This window comes from Corallococcus sp. NCSPR001, from assembly GCF_017309135.1.
Lineage (GTDB): Bacteria > Myxococcota > Myxococcia > Myxococcales > Myxococcaceae > Corallococcus.
The window spans coordinates 8,967,984-8,986,724 of the sequence record NZ_JAFIMS010000002.1; the positions used below are offsets into that span (position 1 = coordinate 8,967,984).

The following is an 18,741-nucleotide window of genomic DNA, read 5'->3' on the forward strand; positions in this document are numbered from 1 at the left end:
GTTCGGGAGAAAAGAAGAGGGGTGCCGTCATGACGGCACCCCTGATGTTTCCCGAGCTCACCGCCATCACCAGCGAAGACGCCGCCAGTGGTTTTCGCTGTGAGGAGGAGGCGCTCACTCGCTTCTTCCAACAACAGGCGACACAGCAGGGACGCCGCGAGGAGAACCGGACCTGGGTCCTCCACCGTCCCGACGGACGGCCTGATCTGCCCTGGGTGCTGGGCTTCTACACACTCACCTGGATCCAACTGGAGCGCAGCAGCCTGCCTGCGCCCGTCATCCGGCGGCTACCTGACTATCCGGTCCGCGCCATCCTCATCGGGCGCCTTGCGCGCGACGAGCGGTGCAAGAGCATGGGCATCGGGGAGCATCTGCTCGATGACGCCCACCGCAGGGCCTTGCGCGTCAACGCGGACATTGGAGGGCTCATCGTCGTCGTGGACGCAAAGAACGCCCACGCAGCGGCGTTCTACGAGGCACATGACTACACGGCCCTCATTCGCACCGAGCCAGAGGCCACATCATGGCCCCGGCGCTACTTCGTGAAGATGGAGGACCTGAGAGCGACCTATGAAGGAACGTAGATGCGAAAAGTCGAGGAGGATGAGTGGCTCGGAAGGGTCAGGGACAAGTCCGTACTGGCCGCCCCTCATTCCACGGAAAGTGAGCCGCGCACTCCCGCCCGAACCGAGGCACACTGCGCACCTCGAAAAGGAGCCACACCATGAGCTGGGAAGAAGACCTGCAGGGCCGTGAGCCCCCGCCCTCCCTGGAGACGCTCATCGTCCCGCGCGTGCGCGACCTGGGCGATGGTTTCCACGTCCGGCGCGCCCTGCCCTCCGCGCGCCGCCGCATGGTCGGCCCCTTCATCTTCCTGGACCAGATGGGCCCCGCGGACTTCGACCCCGGCCGCGGCCTGGACGTGCGTCCCCATCCGCACATCGGCCTGTCCACCGTCACCTATCTCTTCCAGGGCGAAATCCTCCACCGCGACTCGTTGGGCTTCGTGCAGCCCATCCGCCCCGGCGCCGTGAACTGGATGACCGCCGGCCAGGGCATCGCCCACTCGGAGCGCACCGGCCCGGAGACTCGCACCGCCGGAGGCCGCCTCTTCGGCATCCAGGCCTGGATCGCCCTCCCCAAGAAGCATGAAGAGGTCGCCCCCGCCTTCGTCCACCACCCCGCCGACACGCTCCCCGTCATCGACGGCGAGGGCATCCACCTGACCGTCATCGCGGGCCAGGTGCACGGCGGCAAGTCCCCCGTGCGCGCCCACTCCGACCTCTTCTACGCGGACGCGAAGATGGAGGCGGGCTCCCGCCTGAAGCTCTCCACCGAATACGAGGAGCGCGGCCTCTACCTCGTGGAAGGCACCGTGGAGGTGGAGGGCACGCGCTTCCAGCCCGGCGAACTGCTCGTGTTCAAGCCGGGCAGCGAGATCATCCTCAACGCGGAGTCCTCCGCGCGGATGATGCTCCTGGGCGGCGAGCCCATGGACGGCCCGCGCTACCTCTTCTGGAACTTCGTGTCGTCCTCCAAGGAGCGCCTGGAGGCCGCCAAGGCGGACTGGAAGGAGGGCCGGTTCGCGCCCGTCCCCACGGAGACGGAGTTCATCCCCCTGCCTCCGGATGATCCGCCCGCGCCCGTGCGCTACCCGTAGAGCCGGCGCACCGGCGCCAGCGTGCCCGCGGGCCGCTGCGACTTCGCCTGCGACCACGTCAGCCGGTACGTCGCCGCCGTCCCGTCGAAGGCGATGGGCTTCACCTCCGGTGAGCCCGCGCCCGACGCGCGCAGCGTCTCCGCCAGGAAGCCGCAGGCGAAGAAGGGGTTGTCCGCCAGCACGTCCTTCACCCACAGGGTGGCGTCCTGATTGGACAACTCCTCCACCCGGACTTCATTGAAGTTGTTGCCCGCGCGCAGGTTGTACGGCACGCGCTCCAGTGTCTTCCGCGGGCCCAGGTGCGTGACGAGCTGCATGCTCGCCCGCCCCACCGACGTCTGCTGGAAGCCCTTCAGGTAGCGGGCGCCCAGCTCCAGGTAGGCCGTCTCCAGCGGCTGGCCGGGGAAGACGTCCCGCGCGGCCACGTCCAGGAAGACGCGCCACTGGTCCAGCGAGTAGTGGGGGCGCAGCGGCTCCGATAGGTTGAGGCCCGCGGCCTTCAGCTTCTGGCGTCCGTCACGCGTCAGGTATGGCCCCAACGCACGCACGAAGAGGGCTTCCACGCTCTGGGCGAAGATTTGCTTTTCGGATGGGACCATGCCCCCAGGGTGGAGTCGCCCCTGCGCATCCGGAAGGGTGGACGCAATGCATCCGTCCACGAGTCGTCAAACCCGTAGGTTTTTCAGCCTCGCGGCAGACGCACCGTGAAGGTCGTCCCCTGGGCCTCGGTGGAGGTCACCTGCACGGTGCCGCCATGCGAGCGGACGATCTGACCGGTGATGTAGAGCCCCAGCCCCAGCCCCCCGGAAGCGCCGCGCTCCCGGTCGCTGCGGCCGGCGCGGCGCCACGCGGCGAAGAGGTGCGGCAGTTGCTCCGGTGGAATGGGCGCGCCCAGGTTGTGCACCCGTAGCACGGCCTCCCCATTCAGCCCCTCCGCGCTCACGCGCACGGGCGAATCCGGCGGGCTGAACTTGAGCGCGTTGGACAGCAGGTTGCCCACCACCTGCTCCAGCCGGTCCGCGTCCCACGCGCCGCGCCCGTCCCCCTGCACGTCCAGCATCACCTCGCGCTGGAGGTGGCTGGCGCGCGCTTCCTCCACCGCGCCGCGCACCACGTCGAACAGGTCGCACCGCGAGCGCACCACCGGCAGCCCCGCGCCCAGCCGCGCCCTGGCGAAGTCCAGCAGCTGGCGGATCATCCGCTCCATGCGCTCGGCGCTGGTGAGGATGCGCCCGGTGAAGACGCGCTGGCGGTCGGACAGCTCACCCTGGCGCTGGAGCTGCTGCGCGGACATGGACAGCGCGTTGAGCGGGTTGCGCAGGTCGTGGCCCAGGATGCCGATGAACTGCTCGCGGAAGTCCTCCGCGTTGCGCAGCTCCGTGACGTCCTGCCCGGTGGCGATGACGGCCTCCACCGCGCCCGTGGGCCCGGTGGCCGGGGACATCGTGTACTCGAAGTGCCGCGGGCCCTGGTCCGAGGACAGGGTGACGCGGCCGCGCTGCACCTGGCCCGTGCGCCTCGCCGCGTCCAGCGCCTTCGCATAGGACTCCAGCTGCGGGTCCAGCACCCGCAGCGCGTCCATGTTCCTGCCCGGCACGTGCACGTGGTGCGAGCCGCGTGACGCGGCCACCGCCTGGTTCGCGTAGATGAGCGTCCCGTCGCCGTCATAGAGCGCGATGGGGTCCGCCGCCGCGGACATGGCCAGCTCCAGCAGGCGGCGCTGCTGCTGCACCTGGTCGGAGAGGACGCGCACCTCGCGCTCGGCGCGGCGCAGGCGCAGGAGCGCATGCACCTGGGCCACCAACTCCTCCGGATCCACCGGCGCCACCAGGTACGCATCCGCGCCGTGCTCCAGGCCCTGCGCCCGGTCCGCCGGCCCCACCGCCTGCGCGGACAGGTGCAGCACCAGCGCGTTGCGCGTGCGCGGAGAGGACTTCAGGCGCCGGCACACCTCCAGGCCGCTCATGTCCGGCAGGCGGACGTCCAGGATGACCAGGTCCGTTTGCTCGTCCGCGAGCGCCAGCGTTTCGCCGCCGGTGCCCGCCTCCAGCACCTGGAAGCCCGACAGGGACAGCACTCGCGACGTGACGTAGCGGCTGGCCAGGTCGTCGTTGACGTTGAGGATGATGGGCGCGGAAGGCATGCAGGCGGATGGAACCGTGGCCCTTCTTCGTAATGGCTGACACCGGGCGCGCCAAGTGTTGCACGTGGGAAAATGTCTTCTCTGACGGAACAGCCAGGGGAACGGGCGTCCGCCGCCGCTCGCTGGACGACAGGGTGGCTCCCCTGCCAGCGCGTTTCGCGATAGGGATGACCCATGCGCCCTCCCTGCCGCCCGCTTCCCGCTGATGGCCGCTTCCTCCAGGCCGTGGGGCCCACGCCGCTCGTGCCCGTGCGGCTGGACCCGGAAGGTCCGACCATCTGGTGCAAACTGGAGTTCCTCAATCCCAGTGGGTCCACCAAGGATCGCATCGCCCGGTACATGCTGGAGAAGGCGTGGCGGCTGGGGGAACTCTCCCCGGGCGGCGACGTGGTGGAGGCGTCCAGCGGCTCCACCAGCATCGCCATGGCGCTGGCGAGCGCGCAGATGGGCTGCCGCTTCACGGCGGTGATGCCGGAGGGCGTGACGGAGGAGCGGCTCATCGCCATCCGCGCCTACGGTGGCGAGGTGGAGCTGGTGCCGCGCTCGGAGGGCATCCGGGGCGCCATCGCGCGGGCGGCGGCGCTGGCGAAGGAGCGCGGCGGCTTCGCGCCCCGCCAGTTCGAGAACCCGGACAACGCGGAGGCCCACCGCGTGTGGACGGGGCAGGAGATATTGGCGCAGGTGCCGGGCGGGCTGGTGCACGGCGTGGTGAGCGGCGTGGGGACGGGCGGCACCATCGTGGGGCTCTTCCAGGCGTTCGCGGAGGCCGGCTGTCCGGTGACGCCCTTCGTGGCGAGGCCCATCGCCGGGCTGGGCTGCGACATCGAGTGTTGCAGCTTCAGCGCGCGCGTACCGGGCGTGGTGGACGGCTTGTCGCGGCTGTACCGCGAGGCGGACATGCCGGGCCGCGTGGAGCTGGACGTGTCGGACGACCTGGCCATGCGCACCGCGCGGGCGCTCATCCGCCGGGGCTTCCCGGTGGGCCCGTCCTCCGGTCTCAACTACGCGGCGGCGGTGGAGGCGGCGAAGCGGCTGGGCCCGCAGGCCCAGGTGGTGACGGTGTTCCCGGACCGCATGGAGCGCTACTTCTCCACGGAGCTCGTGCAGCCCCGGGCCGCGCCCAAGGCGGTCTGAAGGCCTCTACGTGCGCATGCGCACGCGCGTCTCGTGCACCGTGTCCGGAGGCGGGGCGGTGCGCTCGCGCTCCTGGGCGCGCATCAGGCGCAGGATGCTGGGCCCCAGGACGTCGATTTCGGTGGAGGCGTAGGCCTCCGTGCCGAAGCGGCGGATGGAGTCCGTCTGCCGCTCCAGGATGCGCGCGTCCTGCCCGAAGATGTGCAGGCCCACGGGCAGCACGAAGGGCACCGCGGCCTTGAGCAGCCAGCGCGGCACGGGCAGCTTCACCGTCACCACCGCGTACACGAGCGTGTCCCAGTCATCCACCGGCGTCATGGCGGAGTTGACCAGGATGTGGCTCTTCTCCCCGATGCGGTACTCCACCTGCGCGATGGACGGCATCAGGAAGCGGTCGAAGTGCTGCACCACCCCGCCGCCCGGCGCGAGCAGCCGCCCCACGAGCCCCTTGGGCGCGGGCTCGCCCAGGTACTCCGCCTCCACGCGGTCCGCGCTCCTGCGCACCACCACGTCGATTTCGTTCTTCTTCTCCGCGGTGCGGAACAGGCCGCCGTGGAGGAAAGCCGTGTGCGGCACGTCCAGCGTGTTCTCCAGCACCGCGTGCAGCGACCCGGGCGCGCGCAGCACCCGGCGCACGGTGGTGTAGTCCGCCGCGTCCAGCAGCGGGAAACGGAAGGGCTCCGTCGTGGGCTCCACGCCAGGCGTGGAGTAGACCCAGACGAAGCCGTCCTGCTCGCGCGTCGCGTAGGTCGCGGCGCAGCGGGAGCGGGCCTCGGGCTCGCCCACCAGGCCGGGGATGAGCCGGCACTGGCCTCCGGTGTCGAAGCGCCACCCGTGGTAGCCGCACTCCAACTGCCCGTTCGTCACGCGCCCCAGCGACAGGGGCACGTTGCGGTGCGGGCAGCGGTCCATCAGGGCGCCGGGCTTGCCGCCCTCGCCCCGGAAGAGCACCAGGGGCGTGCCCTGCAGCGTGCGGGCGAGCGGCTTGTCCCCCAGCTCGCGCGACGTGCAGAGGATGAACCAGGAGTGCGGAAGCCGGACGACGGAGATGTGACTGGGGGACGCACCTGGGGTGCGCCCCTCCTCGCGGGCGTTCATGCGCCCAGTCTAATGGGCCCGGGCCGCCGTGCACGCCCCCTTCAGGCGGGCAGGTCGGCGAAGCGTTGGGCGGCCTCAGGGTTGAGGGGCTGGGGCATCACCCCACCGCTCATCCGACGGCAGGACTCCTCGCAGCGTCGGCACGCGTCCGCGCAGGCCTTCATCCGCCCCGCGTCACCCAGCTTCTCGCAGGCGGTCGCGCAGGCGGCGCACACCTCCGCGCAGGCGAAGCAGGTGCGCGAGTGCAGCTCCGAGCCGCGCAGCATGAAGCGCGCGCTCGTCTCGCAGATGTCCGCGCAGTCCATCAGCAGCCGGAGGTGCCCCGGCTCGGCGAGCCTGCCCCCCTGCTTCAGGCAGTCCGCCAGGGTCTCCAGGCAGACGCGGTGACAGGCCGTGCAGTTGTCGATGCACTCCCGCATCGCATCGTCGCTTCGCTCCACTTCGGCGCTCGCCATGGTGGGGTTCCTTTCGGCCTTCACCATGGGCACGCGCGGGGACGTCGCCCTTCCCACCTCGCGCGGCCGGTTGGACAGCGGCGTCCGGCCTAGAGCTTCAGCCGCCGCAACCGCAGGGCGTTGCCGATGACGGACACCGACGAGAGGCTCATCGCCGCGCTCGCGAACAGCGGGCTCAGGAGCAACCCGAGGAAGGGGTACAGCACGCCCGCCGCCAGCGGCACGCCCAGCAGGTTGTAGACGAAGGCGAAGAAGAGGTTCTGCCGGATGTTGCGCAGCACGCCCTGGCTCAACCCGCGCGCCCGGGCGATGCCTCGCAGGTCGCCCTTCACCAGCGTCACGCCCGCGCTCTCCATCGCGATGTCCGTGCCCGTCCCCATGGCGATGCCCACGTCCGCCCGCGCCAGCGCCGGGGCGTCGTTCACGCCGTCGCCCGCCATCGCCACCACGCGCCCCTGCGCTTGCAATGTCTTCACCGCGTCGCCCTTGGCGTCCGGCTGCACGCCCGCGATGACCTCCGTGATGCCCAGCCTGCGCGCCACCGCGTGCGCCGTCGTCGGGCTGTCGCCGGTGAGCATCACCACGCGCAGGCCTTCCTTCCGCAGCCTCGCCAGCGCCTCCGGCGTGGACGGCTTCAGCGGATCCTCCACGCCCAGGAGCCCCGCCGCCCGGCCCTCCACCGACACCAGCACCACCGTCTGGCCCTCCTGGCGCAGCGCCTCCGCGCGCTCCGTCAGCGCCTCCACCTCCACGCCCAGGCTCCGCATCAACGCCGCGTTTCCCAGCGCGACCTCGCGTCCGTCCACGCGGCCCCGGACGCCCTGCCCGGTCACGGACTGGAAGTCCTCCACGCCCCCGGGGGACACGCCCCGCTCCCTCGCGCCCGCGACCACGGCGGCGGCCAGCGGGTGCTCGCTGCCTCGCTCCAGGCTCGCGGCCTGGCGCAGCAGCGCGGAGGCGTCCCCGCCCGGCGCGGGCTCCACCGTCACGAGCCGCGGCTTGCCCTCGGTCAGCGTGCCCGTCTTGTCCACCACCAGCGTGTCCACCGCGGCCATCCGCTCCAGCGCCGCCGCGTCGCGGATGAGGACGCCCATGCGCGCGCCCTGCCCCGTCCCCACCATCACGGACATGGGCGTGGCCAGGCCCAGCGCGCACGGGCAGGCGATGATGAGCACCGCCACCGCGTTCACCAGCGCGTGCGCGAGCCTCGGCTCCGGTCCCCACACGCCCCAGACCATCGCCGTCACCACCGCCACCGCGATGACCGCGGGCACGAAGATGCCGGCCACCCGGTCCGCCAGCCGCTGGATGGGCGCGCGCGTGCGCTGCGCCTCGGCCACGCGCTGGACGATGCGCGACAGGAGCGTGTCCTGCCCCACGCGCTCCGCGCGCATCACGAGCGTGCCCGTGCCGTTCACCGTGCCGCCCGTCACCTTCGCGCCCGGCCCCTTCTCCACCGGCACGGGCTCTCCGGTGACGAGCGATTCATCCACCGCGCTCGCGCCCTCCAGCACCTCGCCGTCCACCGGCACCTTCTCACCGGGGCGCACGCGCAGGCGCCATCCGGTGCGCACCTGGGACAGCGGCATGTCCTCCTCGTGGCCATCGTCCGAGATGCGCCTCGCGGTGGCGGGGGCCAGCGACAGCAGGGCCCTCAGCGCACCGGACGTCGCGTGGCGGGCGCGCAGCTCCAGCACCTGCCCCAGCGCCACCAGCGTGAGGATGATGGCCGCGGCTTCGTAATACACGGGCGCGGTGCCGCCGTGCCCCGTGCGCGCGCTTTCCGGCAGCAGGTGCGGGAACAGCGTGACGCCCACGCTGAAGGCGTACGCCGCGCCCGCGCCCAGCGCGATGAGCGTGAACATGTTCAGGTGCCGGTTCTTCACCGACGCCCAGCCCCGCTGGAAGAACGGCGCGCCCACCCACAGCACCACCGGCGTCGCCAGCGCGAACTGCACCCACACGAGCGCCGAGGCCGACAGCCCATGCGGCACCGGCAGCATGTCCGACATGCCCAGCAGCATCAGCGGAACGCTCAGCGCCAGGCCCACCCAGAACCTTCGCGTCATCGAACGCAGCTCCGGATCCGGCGGCTCTTCCAACGTCACCGTGCGCGGCTCCAGCGCCATGCCGCACTTGGGGCAGGTGCCGGGCCCGTCGCGCACCACCTCCGGGTGCATGGGGCAGGTGTATTCGACGCGCGTCTGGAGGACGGGCGGCGCCTCGGGCTCCAGCGCCATGCCGCACTTCGGGCACGGCCCGGGCGCGTCCCGCCGCACCTCCGGATCCATGGGGCACACGTACACGGCGCCCGGCGCGGCGGGCGGTGGCGGCGTCTGGGGCTGGAGGAACCGCGCGGGGTCCTCCTGGAAGCGCTGGCGGCACTTCGGGCTGCAGAAGAACCAGGTGTGGCCCTCGTGCTCCCAGCTCCCACCCCGGGGCGCGCGAGGGTCCACCTCCATGCCGCACACGGGGTCGACGGCGGGCCCTCCCGCTCCCACGGGGGGCGGCCGGGGTGAAGGCGATGCAGGGGAATGCGGATGGTGATGCGTCATGGAGAAGCCTCCTTTCCCCGGGCCAACGCGGCACCCGGCGCGCTCTTACACGTTTGTCCATGCGGGGTCCTTTCCGGTAGGACACGGCGCCAGCGGCCTGGATTTCCAGGGGCTTGCGCGTCCGTCCGGGCTGGACCCAACGCGAAACGGCCAGGAAAATCCGCTCGCTCCGTATGGCCAGGGAAGCAAGGTCGGGGCCCGACCAGAGAAGGCATCGAATGCGACGCGTGTGGGTGACCTGGGGGGCGCTGCTGGCCCTCCTCGCCGGCGGCTGTGACGCCATCGACCTGTCGGACATCACCCAGCGCGACGCGAAGACCCGGGTGCGCCCGGAGCCCGCTGGCGCGAACTGCGAGTTCGGCGGGGACGCGGTGGAGTCCGGGCTGGACCGGGACCGGGACGGAGAACTGGACGACGCGGAGGTCACCGCCACCGACTACGTCTGCGACGCCGCCCTGCCCCAGGTCCGCACCCGCGCGCGGACCGAGCCCCACGGCGCGAACTGCTCGCTGGGGGGACAGGCGGTGCAGTCCGGCCTGGACCAGGACGGCAACGGGCAGCTCGACGACGCGGAGGTGTCCGCCACCGAGTATGTCTGCGCCACCTCGGTGGCCAACGTGCTCCTGCGCACGCGGCCGGTGAGCCCGGGCGCGCGCTGCCCCCTGGGCGGGCAGGTGTCGCACGCCGGCCATGACGCCAATGGCAACGGGCTGCTGGAGGACGAGGAGATCGCCCAGGAGGTGTACGCCTGCGACGAGCCAGTCCCCGTGGTGTTGCGCCTGCGCTCCCTGGCGGCCTTCACCGCGCCTTGCGACGGCGACGACAGCGGCGGCACGGCCCTGGAGGCGGGCCCGGACCTGGACGGTGACAAGTTGCTCGCGATGTCCGAGGTCGAAGCCACCCACTACTTCTGTGGCCTGCAACTGACCGACCTGAAGCTCCGCCATCAGCCCGAGCCCTCGGGGCCGAACTGCTCGCGCGGTGGCACGCGCGTGGAAGCGTTCCAGGACCTGGACCACGACGGCGAGCCGGACAGCCATGGCGCCTCCGCGGCCGTGTACGTGTGCCAGGCCACGCGCGTGCACGACGGGGACTTCGCGGTGACGGGCCCCGTGGACCTGGTCGCGCTCGAGGGCGTCACCCACCTGCGGGGCGAGCTGATCATCTCCGCGCCCACGCTCACCGACGCGTCCCTCCCTTCGCTGGCGATCATCGAGGGCGGCCTCACCGTGCGGGGCAACGCCAGCCTGCGCCGGCTGTTCATGCCCGCCCTGCGCTTCGTGGGTGGCACCGCGGCGGTGGTCTCCAATGCCCGGCTGGACGCGCTCACGCTGGGCACGGCGCCGGACACGATGCTGCGGGTCGAGCGCAGCCTCCTGGTGGAGGACAACCCCATGCTCTCCACGCTGGAGGGGCTGGCGGCGGTGCAGCCCGGCGACAGCATCACCCTGCGCGCGAACAACGCGCTGGTGGACCCGGGCCTGCTTCCCTACGTCACCGAGCTCCACGGGTCGCTCATCATCGAGGACCACCTGCGGCTGGACCGCTCGCCCTTCTTCTACCTGACCCGGGTCCACGGGAACGTGCGCCTGTCCGGCAACGCCGCCCTGGGCGGTCCCTTCGGCCTGAATCACCTGACGGAGGTGGGGGGCTCCCTGGAACTGCGGGACAACGCGCTGCTGGAGACGCTGGCTCCGCTGGGCCAGCTCACCTCCGTGGGGGCGCTGTTCATCACCGGCAACCCGCGGCTGACGGACACGATGGGGCTCGGGCAGCTCACCTACGCGGGCCGCATCCTCATCCAGGGCAACAAGGAGCTCTTGAGCGTGGGCGACATGCCCCTGCTGCTCCAGGTCACCGACAGCTTCTCCGTGAAGTACAACGAGAAGCTCCAGCGCGTGCACCACCTGCCGGTCCTGACCAGCGTGACGACGGTGGCCGTGGTGGGCAACACGGCGCTGACGTCCCTGGAAGGCTTCCAGCGGCTGACCCGGCTGACCACCCTGGACGTGCTGGGGAACGCCGCGCTCACGAACCTGGGCGACCTGGCGCGCTTGCGCGAGGTGGACTACCTCAACCTCCAGGGCAACGCGGCGCTCACCGATTTCGGCCTGACGGACCTGGCGCGCGTGCCGGAGAGCTTCACCGTCCTGGACAACGCGAGGCTGCCCACGTGCCGGGCCACCGCGCTCGCGGCGAGCGTGTTCCAGGGCGAGCCGTGGGGCGTGAACATCGACCAGAACGACGACGCGGCGGTCTGCCCCTGAGGCCGCTTCAGCGGCGCGGCTTGCAGGAGCAGTCCAGGCAGCCGTGCGCCGCGCACGCGCCGCAGCCGCGCTCCAGCGAACGCTTGAGCGCGAGCCGCGCACGGTGCAGCCGCACGCCCGCGTTGTTGGGGGTGATGCCCACCTCGCGCGCCACGTCCGGCACGGCCCGCCCCTCCAGGTCCACCTGGCGCACGAGCCGGGCGTACTCCGGCTTGAGCGTGGGCAGAAGGTCCGCGAGGCACGCGCACACCGCGCCCTTCAGCTCCGGGTCTTCGGTGGCGGAGTCCGCGTCGCGCGCCTCCACCTCCAGCGCGCGTCCTTCCGCGGCCTGCCGGCGGTGGTGGTCCACGAGCGCGTTGCGCAAGAGGCGGTAGAACCACGCCACCGCGCTTTCGCCGTCCTTCAGCGCCCCACCCTTCTCCAGGGTGCGGGCGAAGGCCGTCTGGAAGAGGTCCTCCGCGACGGCCCTGCTGCCCACCCGCCGCTCCACGAAGGCGAGGAAGCGGCGCTGATGGGCCAGGAGCGCCGCCACCACGTCCTCGCGGTCCGGGGGCAGCCCTGCTTCTGGCCCTTCAACCTCCATGCGACTCCTTGGTGACTACGGAGGGCCGTTGCCCTGGCGCACCGAGTTCAGCTCCACCGCGGTGGCGTAGATCTGCGCCCACGCACGGTACTTGAACTTCGACAGCGTGCCCTTCTGGTCGTTCGCGTAGTCGAACATGTCCTGGCGGAACTGCGCGTCCGCGGCCTTGCGGGCCTCCGGCTTCAGCGGCGTGCCCTTGCGGTCGTAGTAACGCAGCAGGTCGTAGCCGTAGTCGTGCGTCTTGGCCGCCTTGTCGAACTCCTTCACCGGGCCAATCTGGCCGGGGACGGAGGCGTAGCCGAGCGGGTCCTGCATGCGCTGGCCGTGCGGCGTCTGGATGGCGTAGGGCTTGTAGCCCATCACCTGCTCGAAGTCCGCCGGGGGCGGACGCGCGCCGGTGAGGTACTCGCTCATCAGCTTGCCGTGGTCGCCCGGGGGCGCCTTGCTGATGGCGCCCGTGCGCTGGGCGGCGGTGGTGCCGGGGGAGAAGGAGTCCTTCACCACGTTGCGCGCTGCAGGGGCGGCGGGGCGCGCGGCGGGGGACTCCGTACTGGAGGTCTGCGGCTGGCGGACGGGCGAGTTGCGGATGATCATGGGGGCCTGGGGGAGAAGTCTTCTCGATTTTTCGGAAACCGCCGCCCCAAAGTTGCGGCCCCCCGACCAAAGTCGCGCAGAATGCGTGCAACGCACCGCGTGGTGCACTGGGAGACACAGTGAAGAGCTACCCGTATTCCGATGGAATCAAGGAACTGCGCGCCGGCAACTTCGAGAACGCGCAGCGTCTGGTGGAGCAGGCGAAGAAGCAGGGGGACGCTTCCGTGGAGGAGCTCACCGCCATGGCGTTCGCGATGGACGGGCACAACCAGCGCGGCTTCGCCACGGAGCTCTTGCAGGAGGCGCTGAAGCAGCAGCCCTCCGCGGTGGAGCCGGCCTGTGCCCTGGCCATGTACCACCTGGAGAAGCAGGAGGATGCCCAGGCCGCGGCCGTCCTCAAGCCCGCGCTGGACGCGGCTCCCGACCATCCCAAGGCGAACCTGTGCATGGCCATGGCGCTGGCGAAGACGGAGGCCACCAAGGCCCGCACGCACGTCGCCAAGGCCGCCAAGGACACCGACGCGGACGTCCGCGCGCAGGCCGAGGCCCTGGACAAGGTGCTCTCCGAGCACCAGCCCCGCTAAGGGCCTTCAGTCGCCGCGCTTGAAGTCCTCCGTGCGGACGCCATAGCGCTTGAGCAGGCGGTGCAGGCTCTCGCGCTCCATGCCCGCGCGCTCGGCCGCGTGGGTCACGTTGCCGGAGAACTCCTGCATCAGCGCGGTGAGGTAGTCGCGCGACACGGCGTCGCGCACGCGGTCCACCGCCTCGCGGTAGGGCTGCTTCGCCAGTGCCTCCGCTGGCAGCGGCCCCGGGGCCGCGGAGGCACGGGCCACCGGAGCACTGGCGGTGAGCTCGGGCGGCAGGTCCTCCGGGGTGATGCGGGGGCCCGCCGCCACCGCCGCCGCGCGCGCCACCGCGTTCTGCAACTGCCGCACGTTGCCGGGCCACGGCGCGGCGGTGAGCGCCTGGAGTGCCTGGGGCGTGAAGCCCGAAAGCTCCGGCCGGTTCGCGCCCGCGAGGAAGTGCATGGCGAGCAGCGGGATGTCCTCGCGCCGCTCGCGCAGGGCGGGCATCCGCACCGTCACGCCCTCCAGCCGGTAGTAGAGGTCCTCGCGGAAGCGCCCCCGGGCCACCTCCCGCGCCAGGTCCCGGTGCGTCGCCGCCACCACGCGCACGTCCACCGTCACCGGCGTGGTGGTGCCCACGCGGCGGATCTCCTTCTCCTGGAGCGCGCGGTTGAGCTTCACCTGCACGGGCAGCGGCAGGTCGCCCACCTCGTCCAGGAAGAGCGTACCGCCGTGGGCCTCCTCGAAGAGGCCGGCCTTCGCGCCCGTCGCCCCGGTGAAGGCGCCCTTCGCGTGGCCGAAGAGCTCGCTCTCCACCAGCTCCGCCGGCAGCGCGCCGCAGTTCACCGCGACGAAGGGCCTGTCGCGGCGCGGGCTCTCGCGGTGCAGAGCGCGGGCGGCCAGTTCCTTGCCGGTGCCCGTCTCGCCGGTGAGCACCACGGTGAGGTCGCGCGAGGCCACCTGCGCGAGCAGCGCGTGCGTCTTCTGGAGCGCGGGGCTGGTGCCGCGCAGGCCGTGGAAGTCCGGCATGCGTGCCACGCGGTCGGCGAGCCCCAACGCATCCCGGCGCTGGCGCTGGCGCTCCAGGGCACGGGCGACCACCAGGGCCACCTCGTCCGGGTCGAAGGGCTTGGACAGGTAGTCGTACGCGCCTTCCTTGATGGCCTCCACGGCCTTGGGGATGCTCGCGTAGGCGGTGACGAGGATGACCTCCGTTTGCGGCGCGCGCCGCTTCACCTCGCGCAGCACCGTGAAGCCGTCCGCGCCCGGCATCTGGATGTCGGTGACGACCACGTCGAACGTGCGCGCGGAGACCAGGGCCAGCGCCTGCACGCCGTCGGGCGCGGTCGTCACCGCGTACGCGTCCCCGAGGATGCGCGCGAACAGCTTGAGCATGTTCTCCTTGTCGTCAACGACGAGGACCGAAGGCTTCGCGCCGCTCATGCCGCTGCCTCCTGTACGCGCGAGGGAGGAGGCAGCGACAGCGTGAAGCGCGCGCCGCCCAGGGCCCCGGTGTCCACGTCGATGCGGCCGCCGTGCGCCTCCGCGATGGCCTGGCTCACCGCGAGCCCCAGCCCCGTGCCGGAGGGCTTCGTGGTGAAGAAGGGCTCGAACAGCCGGGCCCGCGCCTCCGGCGTCACCCCGGGCCCCGAGTCCGACACCGCCACGCGAGCGCTCCCGTCCGCGTCCACCGTGATGCGCACCTCCACCCGTCCTCCCTCGCCCGCGGCCTCCGCCGCGTTCTTCACCAGGTTGAGCAGCACCTGCCGCAGCCGGGGCGCCTGCGCCCACGCGGTGCCCTCGCCGTGCACGTCCACCGTCACGGAGCCCAGGCGCGTGGCCTCACGCAGGCGCAAGACGACCTCCTCGCACGCGTCGCGCAGCGCCACCGGCTCCCGGGGCCCGCGGCCCGGACGCGCCAGGTCCAGCAGCCCCTCCACGATGTCCTGGCAGCGCACCGCCTCCTCCTCCACCACGCGCAGGTCCTCCGCGAGCGGCCCCTCCGCCCGCCGCTGCAACAGCCGCACGTACCCGAGGATGACGCCCAGCGGGTTGTTGATTTCATGCGCCACGCCCGCCGCCAGCCGGCCAATGCCCGCCAGCTTCTCGTGCTCGACGAGCCGCGCCACCGCGTTGCCGATGTACACGCCCACCCCGGCCGCGAACAGCGTGGCCCCGCCCAGGAGCAGCAGCGCCCAGCGGAAGCTGTCGCGCTCCACCGCGCCTACGTGTGCCTCGAAGGCGTCCATGGACGCGTCCGAGTCCGCCGTCAGCGCGTCCACCCGCGCCTGGATGCGCGACACCCACTCCAGCGCGCGCCCATGCGCCGCCTCCACCGCGGCCGAGTCCTTCGCCATCACCGCGGGCAGCAGCGTGTCCCGGTAGAGCGTGTCCAGCGCGTCGCCCGACGCCTGGATGTCCGCCACCGCCGCGCGCTCGTCCGCGTCGCGCGCGTGCTCCGCCAGCCGCCGCGTCAGCGCCTCCACGCGGGCGCGGGCCTCCGTGTGGAAGCGCCGGTGGCTGTCGTTGCCCAGGATGATGGTGTGCGCCAGGTGCGCGTACTGGTCCCGCACCGCCGTGGCCAGCTCCCGCGCCTCCCGCGCGCGGCCCCCCACCTCGCGCAGCGCGCGCGTGCCTTCATGGATGTCCGCCAGCCGGCCGAGCGCATAGCCCGACGCCGCCGCGAACAGCGCCACCAGCGCGCCGAACGCGAGCAACACCCTGCGGGTCGTGGTGCCGGAGACAGGTCCCATGGGAAGCCCTCTTATACGGCGCCTGTCCTCCCCAGGCTGTCGCAAGCCGCATTCCCCTTGCGCCCCTCCCCTCCGGCCGAGCATGACTCACCCGAGGCGGCGAGGGCCCATCCTTTGGGAGACACCCGTTGCCGGGAGCCACTCATGGCGATGCGCTTCAAGAACCTGGATGGCAGCGGACCGCAGGCCTTCACCCGCGTCTTCAAGTGGGCCGTCACGGACAAGCTCGCGGGCAAGCGCCGCAGCGCGCCCGCGCGCGCGGTCGTGCCGCACGTGGAGCCGGACCTGGCGGTGCTCGCCACCCCGCCCGCCCCGGGCGAGGGCGCCCGCCTGACGTGGCTGGGCCACGCGAGCTGGCTGGTGCAACTGGACGGCGTGTCGCTGCTCATCGACCCGGTGCTGCGCGACGCCATCAACGTCATCATCCGCCGCAACGTGCCGCCCGGCGTGCCGGTGGAGAAGCTGCCGCGCATCGACGCGAGCCTGGTGAGCCACAACCACTACGACCACCTGGACCTGCCCACGCTCAAGCAGGTGGGCGCCCGCGTCGTCACCGGCCTGGGCCACGCGCCGGTGTTCCAGGGCCAGGGGCTGCCCTTCCACGAACTGGACTGGTGGGAGTCCACGCAGGTGGGGCCCGTGCGCGTGCACTACGTGCCGTCCCAGCACTGGAGCCGCCGCGGCCTCAACGACGCCAACCAGATGCTCTGGGGCGGCTTCGTGGTGGAGGGCTCCAGCGCGCGCGTCTACCACTCCGGCGACACCGCCTACTTCCAGGGCTTCAAGGAGATTGGCGCGCGCTTCCCCAAGCTGGACGCGGCGCTCTTGCCCATTGGCGCCTACGACCCCGCGTGGTTCATGCGGTTGCAGCACATGAACCCGGAGGAGGCGGTGCAGGCCTTCGAGGACCTGGGCGCGATGGCCTTCTTCGCCATGCACTGGGGCACCTTCAAGCTCACGGACGAGCCCCTCGACGAGCCGCCCGTCCGCCTGGATGCCGAGTGGCTGCGCCGGGGCTGGCCGCGCGACCGCGTACACGTCCTGCCCGTGGGCGGCACACACACCGTGCGGCACGGTTGAGCGCTGGCGGAGCTTGTGGTCTCAAGCGGCCATGCTCCTGCCCACCCTCGCCGCCCTGGTCCTCACGCAGGCCCCTCCCCCACTCACCACCGTCTCCGAGCAGAGCGGCTGGAAGCGCACCGGCCGCTACGCGGAAGCGGAGAGCCTCTGCCGCGCCTTCCCCAAGGCGTTCCCCGGCAAGGCCCGCTGCGACACGCTGGGCACCACGCCGGAGGGCCGGCCCCTGGTGGCGCTCGTCGTCAGCCAGGACGGCACGCTCACCGCGGACGCCGCGCGCAAGAAGGGGCGGCCCGTCGTCTTCTTCCAGGGCGGCATCCACGCGGGTGAAATCGACGGCAAGGACGCCGGCTACTGGCTGCTGCGCGACGCGCTCCAGAACCGGGCCTCCGTGCCGGACCTGCTCAAGGGCGTCACCGCCGTCTTCGTCCCCGTCTTCAACGTGGACGGCCATGAGCGCTTCAACCCCAACCACCGCCCCAACCAGGTGGGCCCGGAGGAGATGGGCTTCCGCGTCACCGCGCAGAACTTCAACCTCAACCGGGACTACGTGAAGGCGGACGCGCCGGAGATGGTGCTGCTGCTGAAGTACCTCAACGCGTGGGACCCGCTCGTCTACGTGGACCTGCACGTCACGGACGGCGCGAAGTTCGAACCCGACGTGTCCGTGGGCCTGGAGCCGCAGAAGTCCGGCCCGCCCGGCTTGCGCGAGCGGGGCACGAAGCTGGTGGACGAGCTCTTCACCGGCCTCACCGCCCAGGGGCACCAGCCGCTGCGCTTCTACCCGTCGTTCCTCCGGGATGACGACCCCACGAGCGGCTTCGCCTACGGCGTCCCCCCGCCGCGCTTCAGCCACGCCTTCTGGTCCGTCCACCACCGCTTCGGCGTGCTCGTGGAGACGCACTCCTGGAAGAACTATGAGCAGCGCGTGAAGGCCACCCGCGACGTGCTGGAGGGCCTCTTGAAGCTCGTGGCCCGCGACGGCGCCGCGCTGCTGGCCGCCGTGAAGGCGGAGGACCAGAAGGCCGTGGCCGGACAGGTGCGCGAGGTGGTGCTCGGCTGGAAGAACACGTCCAAGCGCGAGGCGATCGCGTTCAAGGGTTACGCCTACGAGCGCATGCCGTCGGACATCTCCGGCCAGCCGTACATCCGCTACGACGACACGCAGCCCCAGACGTGGAAGGTGCCGTACCTGCCGGACGTGGAGCCCGCCGTCACCGTGAAGCTGCCCGAGGGCGGCTACCTGGTGTCCGCCGCGCACGCCGCGTGGGTCGCGCCGAAGCTGGCCGCGCACGGCATCGCGTTCCAGCGCATCACCCGCGCGGTGCCCGCGGCGAAGGTGGAGTCGTTCCGCTCCAAGGACTTCCAGTTCCAGGTGCGCTCCAACGAAGGCCACCAGGGCCTCACCGCGAATGGCGAGTGGAAGCCGGACACGCAGGACCTGCCCGCGGGGACGCTCTACGTGCCGGTGGCGCAGAAGAACGTGGAGCTGGTGGCGCACCTCTTCGAGCCCGCGGCGCCGGACTCGCTGCTGGCGTGGGGCTTCTTCAACGCCCACTTCGAGCAGAAGGAATACATCGAGGACTACGTGCTGGAGCCCTGGGCCCGCGAGCTGCTGGCGAAGGACGCGGGCGTGAAGGCCGCGTTCCAGGAGCGCCTGAAGGACCCCGCGTTCGCCAAGGACCCGCGCGCCCGGCTGCGCTTCTTCGCCGAGCGCCACCCGACCTGGGACGAGCGCCTGGGCCTCTACCCCGTGTACCGCGCCGCCAGCGCGCCGCCGAATCTGGCCGCGGTGAAGTAACCGAGGGGAAAGAAGAAGCCCCCGGCCCGCTTCCCCTTTGAAAGGGTGTCGCGGA

At 71.8% G+C, this 18,741-nt stretch carries 16 protein-coding genes; 7 read left to right on the forward strand and 9 right to left on the reverse strand.

The annotated features are described in order from the left end of the window. Window positions 1-29: 29 nt before the first annotated feature. Together JYJ93_RS38105 and JYJ93_RS38110 are read left to right on the forward strand one after the other, a co-directional pair. Window positions 30-584 (forward strand): GNAT family N-acetyltransferase, encoded by a 555-nt coding sequence (locus JYJ93_RS38105; RefSeq protein WP_206799644.1) that lies wholly within the window; start codon window positions 30-32, stop codon window positions 582-584. 140 nt (window positions 585-724) lie between these two features. Continuing rightward, entirely contained in the window at window positions 725-1,660 is a 936-nt protein-coding gene (locus JYJ93_RS38110) for a pirin family protein (protein WP_206799645.1), read from the forward strand. On the opposite strand, the gene JYJ93_RS38115 is transcribed toward JYJ93_RS38110, so the two are convergent. Beyond that, window positions 1,651-2,259 carry a DUF2378 family protein gene (locus tag JYJ93_RS38115; RefSeq protein ID WP_206799646.1) on the reverse strand — a complete coding sequence of 203 codons (609 nt, stop codon included), beginning with the start codon at window positions 2,257-2,259 and terminating at the stop codon, window positions 1,651-1,653. The two genes, JYJ93_RS38110 and JYJ93_RS38115, sit on opposite strands and share 10 nt — an antisense overlap. Before the next feature lie 83 nt (window positions 2,260-2,342). Next, window positions 2,343-3,803 carry an ATP-binding protein gene (locus JYJ93_RS38120; RefSeq protein WP_206799647.1) on the reverse strand — a complete coding sequence of 487 codons (1,461 nt, stop codon included), beginning with the start codon at window positions 3,801-3,803 and terminating at the stop codon, window positions 2,343-2,345. A 174-nt stretch (window positions 3,804-3,977) separates the two neighbouring features. Here JYJ93_RS38120 and JYJ93_RS38125 point away from each other — a divergent pair, with 174 nt between their 5' ends. Further along, window positions 3,978-4,937, forward strand: coding sequence for a cysteine synthase family protein (locus JYJ93_RS38125; protein ID WP_206799648.1), 960 nt, complete (start codon window positions 3,978-3,980; stop codon window positions 4,935-4,937). Between the two features lie 6 nt (window positions 4,938-4,943). Here JYJ93_RS38125 and JYJ93_RS38130 read toward each other — a convergent pair whose 3' ends face one another. From JYJ93_RS38130 to JYJ93_RS38140, 3 genes are all read right to left on the reverse strand, one after another. Continuing rightward, window positions 4,944-6,035: an aromatic ring-hydroxylating dioxygenase subunit alpha gene (locus JYJ93_RS38130; RefSeq protein WP_206799649.1), complete on the reverse strand. Its 1,092-nt coding sequence runs from the start codon at window positions 6,033-6,035 to the stop codon at window positions 4,944-4,946. A gap of 41 nt (window positions 6,036-6,076) precedes the next feature. Then, a complete protein-coding gene (locus tag JYJ93_RS38135) occupies window positions 6,077-6,490 on the reverse strand; it encodes a four-helix bundle copper-binding protein (protein ID WP_206799651.1) in 414 nt (137 codons plus the stop codon). 89 nt (window positions 6,491-6,579) lie between these two features. Further along, a complete protein-coding gene (locus JYJ93_RS38140; RefSeq protein ID WP_206799653.1) occupies window positions 6,580-9,045 on the reverse strand; it encodes a heavy metal translocating P-type ATPase in 2,466 nt (821 codons plus the stop codon). A 218-nt stretch (window positions 9,046-9,263) separates the two neighbouring features. On the opposite strand from JYJ93_RS38140, the gene JYJ93_RS38145 reads away from it, so the two are divergent. Continuing rightward, window positions 9,264-11,312: a leucine-rich repeat domain-containing protein gene (locus JYJ93_RS38145; protein ID WP_206799655.1), complete on the forward strand. Its 2,049-nt coding sequence runs from the start codon at window positions 9,264-9,266 to the stop codon at window positions 11,310-11,312. 7 nt (window positions 11,313-11,319) lie between these two features. On the opposite strand, the gene JYJ93_RS38150 is transcribed toward JYJ93_RS38145, so the two are convergent. Both JYJ93_RS38150 and JYJ93_RS38155 read right to left on the reverse strand, forming a co-directional pair. Then, complete coding sequence (locus JYJ93_RS38150; protein ID WP_206799657.1) at window positions 11,320-11,895, reverse strand: RNA polymerase sigma factor; 576 nt, start codon at window positions 11,893-11,895, stop codon at window positions 11,320-11,322. Between the two features lie 15 nt (window positions 11,896-11,910). Next, a complete protein-coding gene (locus tag JYJ93_RS38155) occupies window positions 11,911-12,489 on the reverse strand; it encodes a hypothetical protein (protein WP_206799659.1) in 579 nt (192 codons plus the stop codon). Window positions 12,490-12,608: 119 nt separating this feature from the next. Here JYJ93_RS38155 and JYJ93_RS38160 point away from each other — a divergent pair, with 119 nt between their 5' ends. Then, window positions 12,609-13,073, forward strand: coding sequence for a hypothetical protein (locus tag JYJ93_RS38160; RefSeq protein ID WP_206799661.1), 465 nt, complete (start codon window positions 12,609-12,611; stop codon window positions 13,071-13,073). A 6-nt stretch (window positions 13,074-13,079) separates the two neighbouring features. On the opposite strand, the gene JYJ93_RS38165 is transcribed toward JYJ93_RS38160, so the two are convergent. Continuing rightward, window positions 13,080-14,498, reverse strand: a complete 1,419-nt coding sequence (locus tag JYJ93_RS38165) for a sigma-54 dependent transcriptional regulator (RefSeq protein WP_206799663.1) — start codon at window positions 14,496-14,498, stop codon at window positions 13,080-13,082. Next, window positions 14,495-15,808 carry an ATP-binding protein gene (locus JYJ93_RS38170; protein WP_206799665.1) on the reverse strand — a complete coding sequence of 438 codons (1,314 nt, stop codon included), beginning with the start codon at window positions 15,806-15,808 and terminating at the stop codon, window positions 14,495-14,497. The genes JYJ93_RS38165 and JYJ93_RS38170 overlap by 4 nt, the downstream gene beginning before the upstream one ends. Before the next feature lie 144 nt (window positions 15,809-15,952). On the opposite strand from JYJ93_RS38170, the gene JYJ93_RS38175 reads away from it, so the two are divergent. Both JYJ93_RS38175 and JYJ93_RS38180 read left to right on the forward strand, forming a co-directional pair. Next, window positions 15,953-16,888, forward strand: a complete 936-nt coding sequence (locus JYJ93_RS38175) for an MBL fold metallo-hydrolase (protein WP_206799666.1) — start codon at window positions 15,953-15,955, stop codon at window positions 16,886-16,888. Between the two features lie 31 nt (window positions 16,889-16,919). After that, a complete protein-coding gene (locus JYJ93_RS38180) occupies window positions 16,920-18,686 on the forward strand; it encodes a M14 family zinc carboxypeptidase (RefSeq protein WP_206799667.1) in 1,767 nt (588 codons plus the stop codon). Window positions 18,687-18,741: the final 55 nt, after the last annotated feature.